The organism is Chondrinema litorale, assembly GCF_026250525.1.
GTDB lineage: Bacteria > Bacteroidota > Bacteroidia > Cytophagales > Flammeovirgaceae > Chondrinema > Chondrinema litorale.
Genome location: NZ_CP111043.1, coordinates 883,495 through 899,087, shown reverse-complemented (window position 1 = coordinate 899,087; position 15,593 = coordinate 883,495). Strand labels below are relative to the sequence as shown.

Here is a 15,593-nt window from a genome sequence, read left to right as displayed (position 1 = left end):
TTTGAAAAAGGTACTATTCATTTTACTTGTATTGGGTTTGAGCTTTGGAGTATATATTATGTTTCTGGTTAAAGAGAAATTTGAATATGTAGATAAAGCAATTGTTGAAAGTAAACTAAATACTCAGCAGAGTGTAGTTGATATTGATTATTCTAAATTTATTATTTCAAAAGGAAAAATAGGTGAAATTGAAATCGGAATGAGCATTACAGAAGCTAAGAGTAAGTTAAAACAATTAGAGGTAGCAGAATGTAGTGCATATGAGTTTGGTTTTAGTGGTGGAAGTCCTGCTTATCTGTTTCTTCATAACGATAAACGTCTTTTTGCATTAATACCTGAGTTAGGTTCCGAAAAAGTAATTTTTATTGTGGCTATTGCTAGAGAGTTAAACACATACAATAACCTGAGTCCAAAATCAAAAGTGGATGAATTAATAACTGTTTATCCAGAAATGACTATAAATCAGGATATCATGAACTCTTGGGAATATTTTAAGGATGAGAAGAACAATTGGACATTTAATTTTAAAACAGAAGAAGAAAAGACAGTTGGCTTTTATCCGCAATTAGAAGAACCTTCTATGCCACATAATTTAGAGATCTTTTCAGATTGGATTGTAATTAGGTAATATATATCAGAATAATCAGCTCATAATTACTTTAAATTGGATTTATTTACTCAATCACACAGAAATTAAATGTAGTATTATCATCCCGTTTTTCATTCACTGTTTTTTTTGTGAAATTTGCAGCAAATTTTAGTAGAACTATCTGACGTTTAATTCATGCTTGATATACAAAACCTTTCTTTTCATTATGGAAGTCGTGCTCTGTACGATGAAGCTTCATTACACATCAAACCAAAAAATCGTATCGGGCTTATTGGCTTAAACGGAACTGGTAAAACTACTTTGCTCAAACTGATTAATGGTGATTTAACACCAGATGGTGGGTCAATCTCAAAAAGTAATGAATGCACCATTGGCTTTCTTAATCAAGATCAGCTTTCTTACCAGTCTGACGATAGCATCTTAAATGTAGCTTTGCAAGGTTTTGAGCAGCAATTGGCTATTCAAAAGCAGATAGACAAAGTGTTGCATAAGATGGAAACTGCATATGAAGAGAAACTGGTAGATAAGCTTGCTCACTTACAAGAGCGTTTTGCTGTGCTTGATGGATACAGTATCCACTCTAAAGCAGAAGAAATTTTAGAAGGTCTTGGTTTTAAAACAGAAGAGCTCAATCAACCACTAAGAACATTTTCTGGAGGTTGGAGAATGCGGGTAATGTTGGCAAAACTACTTTTACAAAAGCCATCAGTATTAATGCTCGATGAGCCTACTAACCACCTCGATTTACCATCTATCCAATGGTTAGAGTCTTATCTATTCAATTATGAAGGTGCTGTAATCATTGTATCTCACGACCGTGAATTTCTTGATAGAGCAGTAAATATGATTGTAGAAGTTTCTGATGCAAACCTGAATGTTTACAGTGGCAACTATACTTTCTATTTGGAAGAAAAAGAGCTTCGTAATGAGATTCAGCGAAACGCTTTTAAAAATCAACAGCAAAAAATAAAGCAGACAGAGAGGTTTATTGAGCGATTCAGATCGAAGGCTACCAAGGCGAGGCAAGTACAGTCTAAGGTGAAAATGCTTGACAAAATCGATAAGATTGGTGATGTTGTGGACGAGAAAGTCGATATGAATATTCGATTTACATTTAGTCAGCAACCGGGAAAATTCATTATTTCGTTAAAAGATGTTGCTAAATCTTATGGCGATAAAGAGGTGATAAAAGATACCCACATTACTTTAGAAAGGGGAGATAAAATCGGCTTTGTAGGTGCAAACGGAAAGGGTAAATCTACGATTTTACGAATAATAGCTGGAACAGAAGATCATGAAGGAGTTCGTGAACCGGGTTATAATGTAATTAAAAGTTTTTACGCTCAGCACCAACTTGAATCGCTTAATGTAGAAAATGAAATTCTACAAGAATTAAAAGAAGCAGGTTCAGAGAAAACAGAAATGGAGCTAAGAGGTATTTTAGGATGCTTTTTATTTACAGGAGATGATGTTTTCAAAAAGATTAAAGTACTTTCTGGTGGTGAAAAGTCTCGTGTGGCACTGGCGAAAACATTAATTTCTCAGGCAAACTTCTTATTACTCGATGAGCCTACCAACCACCTAGATATTCTTTCTGTAAATATTCTTATACAAGCATTACAGAATTATACAGGGTCTTACTTAATAGTTTCTCACGATAGGCACTTTATAGCTAATACTGCTAATAAAATATGGTATATAGAAGATCAGGTGGTAAAGGAATATCCGGGCGATTTTTATGAGTTTAATAAATGGTTTGAAAAACGCCAACTTGAAAAACAGCCAGAAAAACCAAAACAAGTAAATACAGAGAAACCTAAAAAGAAAGAGGTTTCTACTAAAATATTACCGCACGAAGAGCTAAATGCGAAGAAAAAAGAGCTTAAAAGTACACAAAGACAGTTGTCAAAAGCAGAAGAAGAGATTGAGAAACTTGAGGTAGAGATTAAGTCGGCAGAAGATGAAATGGCGAAACCATCAGTTTATGGAGATCCATTTAAATTGTCTGAGATAAATGCTGCTTATGAGAAAAAGAAAGCTTCGCTTGCAACTAAAAATACAGAATGGGACGAGCTAGCAGAAAAGATTGAGACTTTAGAAGAAGAAATTGGTGATCAATAAAATTATATTGAGTGATGGTTTTGCCATCACTCAAACTTTTCTATCACATCGGCAGTAATCTTTGCCGATAGCAGACAAAGGGGAATTCCTCCTCCAGGATGCACACTCCCTCCACAGAAATACAAATGCTTATACCTTCTCGAAAAGTTTGGATGCCTTAAAAATGCAGCCATTGTGGTATTGCTGCTATTTCCATACAAAGCTCCCTGCGCTGATGATGTTTTCTCTTCTATGAGCACTGGGTCTAGAATTGCTTCTGTTTCTATGTATTGAGCTATATCAGTTTGTAGTGTTTTGGAAATCTTTTCTAAAATAGCAGCTTTTGCCTTATCTATTAATTGATTCCAGTTTTGCCCTTGGTTATTGGGTACATTAATCATGGTAAACCAATTTTCTGAGTTAGCAGGCGCATCGTCTGCTTTGTATTTAGAGCTGATGTTTACATAAACTGTTGGGTCGTGGTAAATCTCTTTACCTTCTTCAATCAGCTCAAATTCCTTTTTGTAATTTTTACTAAAGAAAATATTATGTAAGTCTAATTCTGGAAAAGTCTTTTTAATACCCCAATAAAAAATAAGTGCAGAGCTAGATTTTTGTTGTTTTAGCAGCGTTTCTGGTGCTTTGTGCTTAGTAAGTAATTTGCGGTAGGTATTCACCATATCCATATTACTTATTACCAGATCAGCAGCGATTTTTTCTCCATCTACCAAGATACCATTTGCCTTATTCCCTTGCATTAGTATTTCATCTACTCGGCAATTAAAATGAAACTCAACACCAAGCGACTTTGCTAACTTATAAATACTTAGGGTAATGCTATGCATACCACCTTTAGGGAAAAATGCACCAATATCATTTTCCAGATAGGGAATTACATTAAGTGTAGCAGGGGCTTTATAAGGATTTGAGCCATTGTATGTGGCAAAGCGATCGAAAAACTGGATGCTTTTTTCATTTGTAAAATATCTGCTATTTGCCTGATGCATGCTTTCAAAAATCTGAATTTTGTAAAGCTGCATCATTGATTTAAGTGTGCCTTTATTAATATAGGTAGAAAGCAAATGGAGAGATTTATTCAAAAATACATCTTCTGTAATCTGATAAATCTCTTTGCTTTTTTTTAGATACTTCTCAACACTTTGCTCATCTTCATTAAACTTGTTTGTAAACTCCTTTATTAAGGCATTTCTATTTGTATAAGAAGTAAAAGAGGAGCCATCTTCATACAAGTATTTACAAACAATGGGTAGCTTTTCGTATTGGAAATATGCTTGTGGGTTTTTGCCTGCTAGTTCAAAAAGTTCTGTAACAAAATGGGGCATGGTAAACAAAGATGGGCCAGCATCGAATCGATAACCATCTTGAACGATCTCAGAAAGTTTACCACCTGCATAGCTATTGGCTTCGTAAACTGAAACCTGATATCCTTTAATTGCTAGTCTAACTGAAGTGGCGAGGCCGGCTATTCCGCTTCCTATTACAGTTACTTTTTTCCCTGTTTTTTGATTCATTTAAGCTATTTGCTTCAAATTTCTATTGCGAAATTGGTAATGGAAATTCTATATTACTAATAATTGGTAGTGTTCAGGCTTTCGATTTTTTAAGATGCAATTCAGCCAGAGTGAAACCGTTTAAGCAAACAAAGAGTTACAAGATAAAGTTATTTATGAAAATGAGTTTTTTGCAAATCTCTTATTTAATTTTGTATTGATTATTAATTAATCAATAAGTATTTTAGTAAAATAATGTGACTTTTTAAAAACCTGATTAAGTTTGTCGGGGCTTTTTATTAAATATATTCCCAATGCAAGAGCAGCCTTTTCTTCAAAAAATTCTGAAAATAGTAACTAATATTTACTTCTTAACAGGAGTTACTTTTCTTATCTGGATGCTGTTTTTTGATAGCAACAGTGTTATGAGTAACTATAAAAAGAATCAAAAAATTGAAGATTTAAAGTTGGAAGAAGCTTACTACCAGAATCAGATATTAGAAATTGAAGAAAACATGAATGAGCTTTCGAGTAGTGCCAAACAACTTGAGAAATTCGCAAGAGAAAAATATATGTTTAAAAAGAAAGGAGAAGATATCTATCTTATCGAAGAATAAAAACTAACACTAACAAACTATCAAAACAACTTCAATCGGTTATCCGGAGTTTATTTGCCTTATCTGTTACATTTCCCAACCTGATTAAATTCTACATTTGCAAAAATTTTACAAAGGTTAAAGGTTTACTTATTCCTCAATTGGGGTAATAAGCTAATAGGTATTTTTAGGTATATAATTAATTTTATGAAATCACATTTTAATTCTTTATTGGTATTATCACTATCATTTTTGGCACTTACATTCAGTTCATGCTCTAAAGACGAATTCGAAAAAGGGAATGAATTATACGCGAGCAAAAAATTCGATGCAGCTATCGCTTCTTATTCTAGTTATATAGATAGTCATCCAAAAGATGCAAGAAGCTATTTTAACCGTGCGCGTGCATTAGAAGAACAAGGCAAAAATGAAGATGCACTTTCAGACTATCAAAAAGCTGCTCAATTAGATACTTATGATCCATCTTATAGAATGGGTTCTGGAATGTGCAATTTCCAATTAGGTAATTATAATCAGGCAATTATAGATATGAATGAGGTGTTGAAAATTAATCCTCAATCAGCTCAAGCATTTTATATAAAAGGTGTTGCCCTTATTAAAAATGGCGATGTGCAAGGGGCTATGGAAAGTTACAATAATGCACTTCGTTACGATAAAAATTATGGTGCTGCATATTTTCAGAGAGGTGTTTTAAAAGCACTTTCTAAAAAAGGTGGAGCATGCGAAGATTTACAGAAAGCAAAAGCATTGGGCGAAGACAAAGCTTCTGGTGCTATAAAAAAATATTGCTCGTAATAGTTTAAACAGATTTTGGAGCGTAATGGAAGAGCAGAGAGAAATTTTATTGCAACTTACACGAATGAAAATGCCCTATGGAAAGTACGAAGGCAGAGTAATTTGTGACTTACCAGCCAACTATTTAAACTGGTTTGCAAACAAAGGTTTTCCCAAAGGTAAGCTGGGAGTTTTATTAGAAACTATGCACGAAATAAAACTAAATGGCTTAGAGTATCTTTTGAAACCTTTGAGAAGGTAAGATTTAAGAAATAAGTAAACAGCCCTTCATGATACATCATGAAGGGCTGTTTTTTGTGATGACTTTAATGATTAAAAGGCCGCTCTTACTTTAGCAACCATTTCGCCTATTTTAGAAGGTTCTAGCCATCTGGTTACAATTACTAAATCATTGCTTTTATCCACTACAATAAAGTTACCACCGAAACCGGCAGCATAAAAGATAGATTCATCGTTAACTCCTTCCCACTTTCTGTCACCTTTGTTAAGCCACCACATATAGCCGTAGCTTGCATTGGCTTCAGAGGAGGTAACTGCTTTAGAAATCCAGTTTTCAGAAATTAATTGTTTGCCATTCCAGTTTCCATTTCTCAAGAATAGTAAACCAAACCTTGCATGATCGTAGGTGTTAATAAACACACCACCACCAGAATGCCCACCACCACTAACAGACTGCATTTTGAGCCCATCAATAGTTACAAAAGAATGCTCATAGCCATACCAGCGCCAAGTTGTTGAAGCGCCAATTGGGTCCATAATTTTTTCTTTTAAAACCATTGGTAAAGGTTTGCGCCAAACATTCAATAACGAATAAGCTAGTAAGTTAACTCTCACATCATTGTATTCGAAAACAGTTCCTGGCTCATTGAGCTGGCGGTTTTTCCAGTCGTCTATGTCACCTTCTCTTGGGGGTCTGTCTGCCCAGTCTTTCATACCAAACAGTTCACCACTCCAATCAGAAGATTGCGTGAGTAGATGGTGCCAATTAATTTTACTGTTATGTCTACCTTGAAAAGTACCATCCCAAACGTAGTCGGCAACTTTTGCTTCAGGAGAAGTGATTAGACCTGCATCAAATGCCAAACCTGCTACTGTTGAGAGATAACTTTTGGTGACACTAAAAGTCATATCTACTCGATTTACATCTCCCCAAGAAGCTACGATTTTACCACCCTTTAAAATAAGTCCTGCTGGCCCACCTCTTTCTCTTACTGGCCCTGCCAAATAATGGAATGGTTCTCTTTCGAAGCCTTTTAAAATTGCCTGTTTTAAATCTTTCGATTCTGAGTACTCATTCTCATTGGCAAAGTTGATGGCTTCGTCGAGCAGTTTTTGATTTGCCCCTGCATCTTTAACCGTAATGGATTCCCATTCACCAGTAGCTGCAGGAAAGTAGGCTTTTTGTGAATAAACTTGTGATGTAGTGAAACAGGTTGCCAGACTGCATAAGATAAATACAAGCCTAGTTAATTTGTTAGATTTAGTAATTGTTGTAGTATGCATAAATATTAATTATGAATTGAGTATGTTTTCAATATTACTCAGTTCCTCTTTAGAAAAATCTTGATTTTTAAGACAATGTAAACTGTTTTCCAATTGATTTACCGAACTGGTTCCGATTAATACCGTAGTAATTCTTTTGTCTTTAAGAATCCATGCAAGTGCCATTTGAGCCATTGTTTGGTCTCTCGATTCAGCGATTTCGTTTAACTTTTTAACCTTTTCTATTTTTTCTAGCGTAATAGAATCTTCTTGCAAGAATCCCCAAGACTTGGCTGCTCTAGAATCTTTAGGAATACCTTTAAGATACTTGTTGGTTAGCAAGCCTTGCTCAAGTGGCGAAAATGGAATACAACCTACACCATTCTTTTCAAGTACATCCAACAAGCCATCTTCTTCTACCCAGCGATCAAACATAGAGTATCTCGGTTGGTGAATAAGGCATGGAGTTCCCAAATCATTTAAGATTTCAATTGCCTTTGCAGTTTGGTCGGCTCTATAATTAGATAGACCTACATACAATGCTTTCCCTTGTTTTACAATGCTGGTTAAAGCACCCATTGTTTCTTCTAAAGGAGTATTAGGGTCTGGTCTGTGCGAATAGAAAATATCAACATAGTCTAGCCCCATTCTTTTTAAGCTTTGATCGAGACTGCTAATTAAGTATTTTCTTGATCCCCATTCGCCATATGGCCCTGGCCACATTCTATATCCAGCTTTACTAGAAATGATTAACTCATCTCTGTAAGCGCCTAAATCTTGCTTAAGTATTTTACCAAAGTTCTCTTCGGCAGAGCCGGGAGGAGGCCCGTAATTGTTAGCTAGGTCAAAGTGTGTAACTCCTAAGTCAAAAGCTCTAAGAGCCATAGCTCTTCCATTTTCATAACTATCTACACCCCCGAAGTTATGCCATAAGCCTAATGAAACGGCTGGCAATAACAAGCCGCTAGTTCCACATCGGTTGTATGGAATTTCTTCGTATCTAGATTCTGATGGTTTGTATTGATTCATATTTAGGTATTTGTTTTGATGTTGCTAATTTAAGTTCTTGTTAATTTGGTAATAACCTTTTTGTATTGAGGGTATTCTTGTAATAAATCGGCCTGTTTGGCTAATTCGAAATCTTCGAAATCGAAACCGGGAGCTACTGTGCAACCAACTAATGCATAACTATTTGCTTCATTTACTTTGGCTCCAAACCAATATCCACCCGGAACTACTGCTTGAAAAACTTGCCCTTTTTCGAAGTCACTACCAAGTTTAATTTCAAAGTAATCGTGTTGGTTGAATGCATAAACTGTTAATGAACTGCCCGCATAAAAATGCCACATTTCGTCAGAAGTAATTCTGTGCAAAGAAGAAAAATCGTTGCTTTCGAGTAAGAAATAAATGCCAGTTGAGAATACACGATCGCTTTTATATTTTAGCGGTAAATGTGCTTCTTTGTACAATTCATTACATCGATATGTCTCTTTATAATAACCTCCTTCCGGATGTCTTTCCATGTTTAATTGATCAATCCAGTAAGTCGCAGTTTTTTTTTTCGGCATAATTAATACATCTAATAACAATGTGCTATAAATTGAATTTGAGAGATAGTTTAACAAGTCTCTATATTTTGGAGATAAATTATCTATCAATTTGAAATATTAAAAAAAATTAGTGCAATTATTAATATTCTTAAAATAATATTGGCTAAAAGAAGATAATTCATACTCGAAGTACACACTGTAAATATGTATTAAATAGGAGTGTACAAAAGCATTAATCACAAAAATGTGATAAAATTAGCATCTGCAATTTCTTTGAAAATTAGCTGTCTTGTATTATTTTTCATGTAACAACTTAAGAAATCAAACATCACGGCTAACAATATCTTTTTACAAGAGATTTAAAAATTGATATATAATTTATTATATTCAATGACTATCCGATTGTAATTTTTTCAAAATTCGTCAATCATTCTTAGGATCCACTAACTGAATCAGCAATGTTTTTTTTTAATTTATAAATCTATACGTTCAGATTAAATTGACACAACTACCATGAGAAATCCCAGTATTTTATTGATTTTGGTGATTGGTTTTTTCGCCAGTTGCAGCAGTTCTAAAGATTACCTAATTGAGTCTGATTACAGTTACCACGGTAAATTTAGAAAATATAAAACATTCACCTTTGTAGATCAAACAGATGAGAATGAAAATCCAGAAGTATTTAATCCGATAATAGAAGATGCTATTAAATACAGGATGAAACTACAAGGATATAAGCATACTGATAATAAACCCAATCTTCTGGTTTCTTACAGAATGTTCTTCGAAGACTTTGACTTTATGGGTTATCAACAACCTGATATAGAAGCATGGGCGAAAAGAGAAAACATAGACGAAGATTACGATCCAGTAAAATATGCACTTAGAAAAGGTACTTTGCTTATCTTGTTGCACGACAGAAAGAAAAGAAGAGTAATATGGCAGGGATATGCTTCAGGAGTATTTGGAAATAAAGAATTCAATAACGATCGTTATTTAAAACGTGCAGTTAGGTCAATTTACGATCAGTACAGATTTTTTGCAGAGGGATATATGGTTAAAAACGTCGACTAATTTTATATGAGGTAGCTTTACAACTACCTCTTTTTTTAAGTACTTTAGCAGAGGTAGAATTTTTTACTGTTGTGGACGAAGATAAAAAAGTACTTCCTGAAAAATATTATCATACCTATTATCACGACTTACTAGCTTTTATTGAGAGTAAGTATCAGCATCTCTTATCTACAGCCGAAAAAAAGTTTATTGTTGAGTTTAAGAAACTCGATACAGATAGCCAATGTCTTTATTTAAGGCTTCAAAACCGAAAGGGCAAGTTTTTTCGGTTTAGCAAATTTAGCTATCCAGAAATTTCGGATATTAGAAAAAGCCTTCAAATACTTATAAAGAAAGGTTTTAGTACAGTAGTAGATTTAGAAATTTACGAGGAGATTGCTCATGTGCTCAATCTATACAATCGGGGTGAGCTAGTAGAGTTGGCTCAGTTTTTTGAAATACCCAAAGCTGGTTTTAGTAAGCTAAAGAAACTGGAATTGGTTAATTTTTTACTAAAACAAATTCCTCTAGAAGAGCTCATTGCTTGTTTTCAAGATGATCCTGTAATTGTGCAGAAATATGCAGAAGAAGCCCAAATGATTCAGTTTCTGTATTTCGGCACTACTAATCTGGATATGTCTCAATTTGTAATTAGAGACTTGGGTAATATGCGTTTTGAGGCAATTAATGAGGAATTGTTAAGTGCAGGTTTCGAAACCAGAAAAGAAGCAGAAGACAAACTGATGCTTTCTTTAGCGTATAAATTTTTGAGAGAAGTTAGGCAAGAAGGCGATGGAGAAGATTTTTATAACTTAATTAGTTGCTGGCTCGAAAATACACCTGAGATAAGTTTGGCTGCCCAACCTTTGTATGATAGACTGGTTTTAAGAAGTGCCCGATTCTTAGAACAACAACGTCTTTTTGACGAAGCCCTTCAAATTTATGAGTATACAAACAAGGCACCTTCGAGAGAAAGAAGAATTAGAATTTTGCATAAAAGAGGAGAGGTAGAGGCAGCATTAAATCTATGTAATGTTATAATGGATTGCCCCGAAAATGCAGATGAGAAATACTTTGCTAAAGACTTTTTGACAAAGCTAGAAGGCAAGAAGTTTATTAAAAGTACTCGGCGGTTTCAAAAGCAGTCAGATACCATTACGATTAGTAGTAGTTGGCAGTATCAGGTAGAAATGGGTGTGCTCGATTATTATATGACCGAAAAGAAAATGCAAGGTTTCTTCTCTGAGAATTTTCTTTGGCGAGCTTTATTCGGGCTTTTTTTCTGGGATATTATTTTTGATGAAGCAGCCACGGGTTTTCACAATCCATTTCAACGTAGCCCAGACGATTTATTTACCTCAGATTTTTTAATAGGAAGAAAAGAAGCTATTGAAGAAAAACTGAGTTTGTTAAAAAATAAAAAGCAGCTTTTTGAACAGCTTACCAATACCTATAATGAAAAGTACGGCATGGCAAGCCCGGTAATTAGCTGGTTCGAAGATTTGCTACCCATGTTGCAGATATTTATTAGTAAGGTAGATACAATGGCTTTGAGAGAAGTATTGATAAGTATGTGCGAAAACTTGAGGGATAATTCGCGAGGTTTTCCAGATTTATTTATTTGGGATGCAAACACTTATTTGTTTGTGGAAGTAAAGTCTCCAAACGATACACTTTCTGCTCAACAATTACATTGGTTGGAGTTGTTTAACGAGGTTGGTATTAATGCACAACTTATGAATGTGCAATGGAAATAAAAAAAGGCTTTTCTGCAGAAAAGCCTTTTTTTATATAATTAAATAGAAATTAAAATTCTTCAGTTTTAGAGAAGAAGAATGAACCTTCTATTGCAGCATTTTCATCAGAGTCAGATCCGTGAATTGCATTAGCTTCAATAGATTTAGCATATAATTTTCTAATTGTTCCTTCTTCTGCATCTGCTGGATTTGTAGCACCGATTAGTTTACGGAAATCAGCTACAGCATTGTCTTTTTCTAAGATCATTGCCATAATAGCACCTGAGCTCATATAGTTACAAAGGTCGTTGTAGAAAGGACGCTCTTTGTGTACTTCGTAAAATTGACCAGCTCTTTCGGCACTTAATTTAGTAACTTTAGCAGCTACGATTCTAAATCCTGCTTCTTCAATCATTTTAGTAATTGCGCCACAATTGCCTTCACCAAATGCATCAGGCTTAACCATTGTAAATGTTCTGTTACTTGCCATATCTTTTTTTGATTTTATTGTATACCAGTTAGGCAGCAAAACTAGGATAAATATTCAATAATTCTTGATGTTTGGGTTTTAAAAATTGGTTATTTTCATCAACTTAGCAGCAAAATTTACTATCAGACTAAAATCTCGTAATGATTATTAGTTTTTCAAACAGCTTTAGAGCTTATTTAAATTTTTTTATAACAACCCATGAAATTAGGAATTATACGTGAAGGAAAAATTCCGGTGGATAAGAGAGTAGCGCTTACGCCGGAGCAATGTGTTATGGTAAGTGAGAAATTCCCTTCTGTAGAGATTTTCATTCAAAAAAGTCCGCTTAGATGTTACAAAGATTCTGAGTATGCTGCATTGGGTTTTGATGTAGTAGAAGAAGTATCGGATTGTGATATTTTAATGGGTATTAAAGAAGTGCCTATTTCAGATTTGTTAGCCAAAAAAACATATCTGTTCTTTTCTCATACAATTAAAAAGCAAGCTTATAACAGAGACTTACTTATCTCTATTCTTAATAATAAAATTAAGCTTATCGATTACGAAACGCTTACTAATAGTAAAAAAGAAAGAGTTATTGCTTTTGGCAGATATGCTGGACTTGTTGGTGCATATAATGGTATAAGAGTTTGGGGGCTTAGATACAATGCTTTCGATTTAAAACCAGCTCACAAGTGTTTTGATTTAGAAGAAATGAAAAAGGAGTTTGCCAATGTAAAGCTGGCAAACATTAAAATAGTGCTTACTGGTAGTGGAAGAGTAGCAAACGGAGGTATGGAAGTACTAGAAGGCATGGGCATTAAAAAAGTGAGCCCAAATGATTTAGCAACAAAAGATTTCGACTATCCGGTTTATGCTCAGTTAGATATGGCTGATTATAATAAGCGAAAAGACGGTAAGAGGTTTAAAATACAAGACTTCTTTGAGAATCCAAACGAGTATGAGTCTACTTTTGAGAGATACACAAAAACCGCCGATGTTTTAATTGCTGGTGCTTATTGGGATCCGAAAGCACCTGTGCTCTTTAAAAGAGAAGATGCCAAAAAAGATGATTTTAAAATTAAGGTAATTGCAGATATCACTTGCGATATAGATGGTTCAATACCTTCGACTCGTAAGCCTTCTTCTATAGATAATCCATTTTACGATTATAATGTAGAAACCGAACAGGTGGTACCTCCTTTTACTTCTGAAAAAAATATTTCGGTAATGGCAGTAGATAACTTGCCAAATGAATTACCACGTGATGCTTCTAATGCTTTTGGAAATATGCTTATAGAGCATGTGCTTCCAGAGTTGTTTGAGGAGGTAAACACGGGTATGATTGAAAGAGCGAACATTACATCCGAAGGGAAGCTTACACAGTATTATCAGTATTTATCTGATTATGTAAGTGGAAAAGACTAAATCATGTTAACTAACTAATATTTATCGCCAAAGCTTTAATTGGCTTTGGCGATGTTTCACTAATAAAGCAAGATATTAACTTTTCATCATTTCAGCATAGTACTGATAGAAGTACGGAATCGTTTCAATCCCTTTCATAAAGTTAAATACTCCGTAGTGTTCGTTAGGTGAGTGAATAGCATCGGAGTCAAGCCCGAATCCCATTAAGATAGAATCTAAACCTAATTGTTCTTTAAACATGGCAACAATTGGAATACTTCCTCCACTTCTTACAGGAACAGGAGTTTTGCCAAAAGTTGTTTCCATGGCTTTGCTTGCTGCTTTATAAGCTACCGAATCTGTTGGAATTACAGCCGGATCTCCACCATGGTGAGGAATCACTTTAACACTTACACTTTCTGGAGCGATAGACTCAAAATGCTTGGTAAATATTTCTGTTATCTCTTCCGGCTCTTGAAATGGCACCAAACGCATAGATATTTTTGCATGCGCTTTAGAAGGAATTACTGTTTTAGCACCTTCTTCCATATAGCCACCCCAAATACCATTTACATCTAAAGTTGGTCTTATAGAAACTCTTTCTGGTGTAGAATATCCTTTCTCTCCTTGGACATCTTTTAATCCAATCTCACTTTTGAAGAATGCCTGATCGAATGGAGCTTTTGCTAATTCTGCTCTTTGCGCATCACTTAGTACTTCAACTTTTTCGTAAAATCCTGGTATAGTAATTTTGCCTTCATCGTCTGTAAGTGAGGCGATCATCTTGGTAAGTACATTAATCGGGTTTGGAACTCCACCACCATATAAGCCTGAGTGTAAATCGCGATTAGGGCCTGTAACCTCAACTTCCATATAGCTCATACCTCTTAAGCCAACAGTAATGGCAGGTACATCGTTAGCGATTATTCCTGTATCAGAAATCAGAATTACATCTGCTGCAATTTTATCTTTATTTTCAGTAACGAAACCTTCTAAGTGCTCTGAGCCGCTTTCTTCTTCACCTTCCAACATAAATTTTATATTACATGGTAGCGTGCCATTTTTCATCATGGTTTCGAATGCTTTTACATGCATATAGGTTTGTCCTTTATCGTCGCAAGCACCTCTGGCGTATATTTTACCCTCTCTTATTTCTGGCTCAAAAGGAGGGGTTGTCCATAAACTTAAAGGATCGGCAGGTTGAACATCGTAGTGGCCGTAAACCAATACGGTAGGAAGTTTTTCGTCTATTATTTTTTCTGCAAATACTATCGGATAGCCCGGAGTGGCACAAAGTTCTGCATTGTCGGCTCCTGCTTCGCTAAGTTTATTTTTTAAGAACTCCGCAGCCTTAATTACATCATCCTTGTATTTTTTGTCGGTGCTAATAGAAGGGATTCTTAGTAAGTCAAACAGTTCGCTTAGAAACCTTTCTTTATTTGATTCTATATATTGTAACATGGTAAATTGTTTTGTGCCTGATAAACAGACTGTTAATTAATTGTAGGGTGAATATACCATCCTTCAAATTATTTAAAAAAAGAAAAGCCACTTAAAAAAGTGGCTTTATATATAAAAGATGGAAATTTCTTTTATTGAGTTCTTGGCATTGTTCTAAAAATGTAATCCCACAAAGGAGAAGAAACACCAAAAGCTCTATCGTTTTCTTTATAGTGGTGAATACCATGGTGAACCCAAAGTACTTTAAATATATTTTTTGGAGGTCTGTATGCGTGTACGATATAGTGAACTGCTAAATAGCTTGCATATCCTGTAAGGAAACCTGGTAGAAATGCATAAACATAATCTCCAATTACAAACCTAATTCCGAAAAATAAGATGGCTGCAAGAGTTATACTTACTACTGGAGGCATAACTAGCCTAGATTTATCTTTTGGGTATTCGTGGTGTACACCATGAAAGTTATATGCAATATCCTTCTTCAATTTATTAGTAGGCAACATGTGGAACACATGTCTGTGCATAATATACTCTACAAGTGTAAAAAATAATATAGCTGATATAAATACACCTATAATAGTAAATGGAGATAATTCTGTATAAACAAAGCCTCTAAATAATAAAAAGGCCGATATTCCATAAAAAACAAAAAGCGGAACAGAAATATGAGTACGAGTAAGCTTTTCTAGAACTGGGTTGTCAAACAACTGTTTTTTGCCAGTATTCTTTGGTTGAAAATTTGATGCTTCCATGAATTAAAATTTTCAGAACTTAAATCTGAACGTTAATAAAAATTAATGTT

At 34.7% G+C, this 15,593-nt stretch carries 15 protein-coding genes; 8 read left to right on the top strand and 7 right to left on the bottom strand.

Going from position 1 to position 15,593, the window contains the following annotated elements:
- Position 1: 1 nt before the first annotated feature.
- The gene (locus OQ292_RS03695; protein ID WP_284684698.1) at positions 2-628 is read left to right on the top strand and encodes a hypothetical protein; all 627 of its coding nucleotides are present in this window, start codon (positions 2-4) and stop codon (positions 626-628) included.
- 156 nt (positions 629-784) lie between these two features.
- On the top strand, positions 785-2,731 hold the full coding sequence (locus OQ292_RS03690; RefSeq protein ID WP_284684697.1) for an ABC-F family ATP-binding cassette domain-containing protein: 1,947 nt from the start codon (positions 785-787) through the stop codon (positions 2,729-2,731).
- 26 nt (positions 2,732-2,757) lie between these two features.
- Here OQ292_RS03690 and crtD read toward each other — a convergent pair whose 3' ends face one another.
- Positions 2,758-4,242 (bottom strand): 1-hydroxycarotenoid 3,4-desaturase CrtD, encoded by a 1,485-nt coding sequence (gene crtD, locus OQ292_RS03685; protein ID WP_284684696.1) that lies wholly within the window; start codon positions 4,240-4,242, stop codon positions 2,758-2,760.
- A gap of 293 nt (positions 4,243-4,535) precedes the next feature.
- Between crtD and OQ292_RS03680 the strand changes: the two genes are divergently transcribed.
- The 3 genes from OQ292_RS03680 to OQ292_RS03670 all read left to right on the top strand — a co-directional run bounded on the left by OQ292_RS03680 (position 4,536) and on the right by OQ292_RS03670 (position 5,874).
- Positions 4,536-4,838 carry an FtsB family cell division protein gene (locus OQ292_RS03680; protein WP_284684695.1) on the top strand — a complete coding sequence of 101 codons (303 nt, stop codon included), beginning with the start codon at positions 4,536-4,538 and terminating at the stop codon, positions 4,836-4,838.
- Between the two features lie 186 nt (positions 4,839-5,024).
- Positions 5,025-5,633 (top strand): tetratricopeptide repeat protein, encoded by a 609-nt coding sequence (locus OQ292_RS03675; protein ID WP_284684694.1) that lies wholly within the window; start codon positions 5,025-5,027, stop codon positions 5,631-5,633.
- A 25-nt stretch (positions 5,634-5,658) separates the two neighbouring features.
- Positions 5,659-5,874 (top strand): DUF3820 family protein, encoded by a 216-nt coding sequence (locus tag OQ292_RS03670; protein WP_284684693.1) that lies wholly within the window; start codon positions 5,659-5,661, stop codon positions 5,872-5,874.
- A gap of 71 nt (positions 5,875-5,945) precedes the next feature.
- On the opposite strand, the gene OQ292_RS03665 is transcribed toward OQ292_RS03670, so the two are convergent.
- The 3 genes from OQ292_RS03665 to OQ292_RS03655 are packed head-to-tail and all read right to left on the bottom strand — an operon-like array spanning position 5,946 to position 8,683.
- Positions 5,946-7,136 (bottom strand): serine hydrolase domain-containing protein, encoded by a 1,191-nt coding sequence (locus OQ292_RS03665; RefSeq protein WP_284684692.1) that lies wholly within the window; start codon positions 7,134-7,136, stop codon positions 5,946-5,948.
- Positions 7,137-7,145: 9 nt separating this feature from the next.
- Positions 7,146-8,144, bottom strand: coding sequence for an L-glyceraldehyde 3-phosphate reductase (gene mgrA / locus OQ292_RS03660; protein ID WP_284684691.1), 999 nt, complete (start codon positions 8,142-8,144; stop codon positions 7,146-7,148).
- Between the two features lie 29 nt (positions 8,145-8,173).
- Positions 8,174-8,683 carry a cupin domain-containing protein gene (locus tag OQ292_RS03655; RefSeq protein WP_284684690.1) on the bottom strand — a complete coding sequence of 170 codons (510 nt, stop codon included), beginning with the start codon at positions 8,681-8,683 and terminating at the stop codon, positions 8,174-8,176.
- Between the two features lie 495 nt (positions 8,684-9,178).
- Between OQ292_RS03655 and OQ292_RS03650 the strand changes: the two genes are divergently transcribed.
- Together OQ292_RS03650 and OQ292_RS03645 are read left to right on the top strand one after the other, a co-directional pair.
- Positions 9,179-9,739, top strand: a complete 561-nt coding sequence (locus tag OQ292_RS03650) for a DUF4136 domain-containing protein (RefSeq protein ID WP_284684689.1) — start codon at positions 9,179-9,181, stop codon at positions 9,737-9,739.
- A 71-nt stretch (positions 9,740-9,810) separates the two neighbouring features.
- On the top strand, positions 9,811-11,475 hold the full coding sequence (locus tag OQ292_RS03645; RefSeq protein WP_284684688.1) for a VRR-NUC domain-containing protein: 1,665 nt from the start codon (positions 9,811-9,813) through the stop codon (positions 11,473-11,475).
- 49 nt (positions 11,476-11,524) lie between these two features.
- Here the strand turns inward: OQ292_RS03645 and OQ292_RS03640 are convergent, their stop codons facing one another.
- On the bottom strand, positions 11,525-11,944 hold the full coding sequence (locus OQ292_RS03640; protein ID WP_284684687.1) for a nucleoside-diphosphate kinase: 420 nt from the start codon (positions 11,942-11,944) through the stop codon (positions 11,525-11,527).
- 198 nt (positions 11,945-12,142) lie between these two features.
- On the opposite strand from OQ292_RS03640, the gene OQ292_RS03635 reads away from it, so the two are divergent.
- On the top strand, positions 12,143-13,351 hold the full coding sequence (locus OQ292_RS03635; RefSeq protein WP_284684686.1) for an NAD(P)-dependent oxidoreductase: 1,209 nt from the start codon (positions 12,143-12,145) through the stop codon (positions 13,349-13,351).
- Positions 13,352-13,426: 75 nt separating this feature from the next.
- On the opposite strand, the gene OQ292_RS03630 is transcribed toward OQ292_RS03635, so the two are convergent.
- Positions 13,427-14,791, bottom strand: coding sequence for a dipeptidase (locus tag OQ292_RS03630; RefSeq protein WP_284684685.1), 1,365 nt, complete (start codon positions 14,789-14,791; stop codon positions 13,427-13,429).
- A 131-nt stretch (positions 14,792-14,922) separates the two neighbouring features.
- Positions 14,923-15,543 carry a sterol desaturase family protein gene (locus OQ292_RS03625; RefSeq protein WP_284684684.1) on the bottom strand — a complete coding sequence of 207 codons (621 nt, stop codon included), beginning with the start codon at positions 15,541-15,543 and terminating at the stop codon, positions 14,923-14,925.
- Positions 15,544-15,593: the final 50 nt, after the last annotated feature.

What these genes read in the sequence shown, in the direction of transcription:
- OQ292_RS03635 (WP_284684686.1), top strand. Translation starts at nt 12,143, where the DNA reads ATGAAATTAGGAATTATACGTGAAGGAAAAATTCCGGTGGATAAGAGA.
- crtD (WP_284684696.1), bottom strand. Translation starts at nt 4,242, where the DNA reads ATGAATCAAAAAACAGGGAAAAAAGTAACTGTAATAGGAAGCGGAATA.
- OQ292_RS03650 (WP_284684689.1), top strand. Translation starts at nt 9,179, where the DNA reads ATGAGAAATCCCAGTATTTTATTGATTTTGGTGATTGGTTTTTTCGCC.
- mgrA (WP_284684691.1), bottom strand. Translation starts at nt 8,144, where the DNA reads ATGAATCAATACAAACCATCAGAATCTAGATACGAAGAAATTCCATAC.
- OQ292_RS03655 (WP_284684690.1), bottom strand. Translation starts at nt 8,683, where the DNA reads ATGCCGAAAAAAAAAACTGCGACTTACTGGATTGATCAATTAAACATG.
- OQ292_RS03690 (WP_284684697.1), top strand. Translation starts at nt 785, where the DNA reads ATGCTTGATATACAAAACCTTTCTTTTCATTATGGAAGTCGTGCTCTG.
- OQ292_RS03640 (WP_284684687.1), bottom strand. Translation starts at nt 11,944, where the DNA reads ATGGCAAGTAACAGAACATTTACAATGGTTAAGCCTGATGCATTTGGT.
- OQ292_RS03630 (WP_284684685.1), bottom strand. Translation starts at nt 14,791, where the DNA reads ATGTTACAATATATAGAATCAAATAAAGAAAGGTTTCTAAGCGAACTG.
- OQ292_RS03625 (WP_284684684.1), bottom strand. Translation starts at nt 15,543, where the DNA reads ATGGAAGCATCAAATTTTCAACCAAAGAATACTGGCAAAAAACAGTTG.
- OQ292_RS03680 (WP_284684695.1), top strand. Translation starts at nt 4,536, where the DNA reads ATGCAAGAGCAGCCTTTTCTTCAAAAAATTCTGAAAATAGTAACTAAT.
- OQ292_RS03670 (WP_284684693.1), top strand. Translation starts at nt 5,659, where the DNA reads ATGGAAGAGCAGAGAGAAATTTTATTGCAACTTACACGAATGAAAATG.
- OQ292_RS03665 (WP_284684692.1), bottom strand. Translation starts at nt 7,136, where the DNA reads ATGCATACTACAACAATTACTAAATCTAACAAATTAACTAGGCTTGTA.
- OQ292_RS03675 (WP_284684694.1), top strand. Translation starts at nt 5,025, where the DNA reads ATGAAATCACATTTTAATTCTTTATTGGTATTATCACTATCATTTTTG.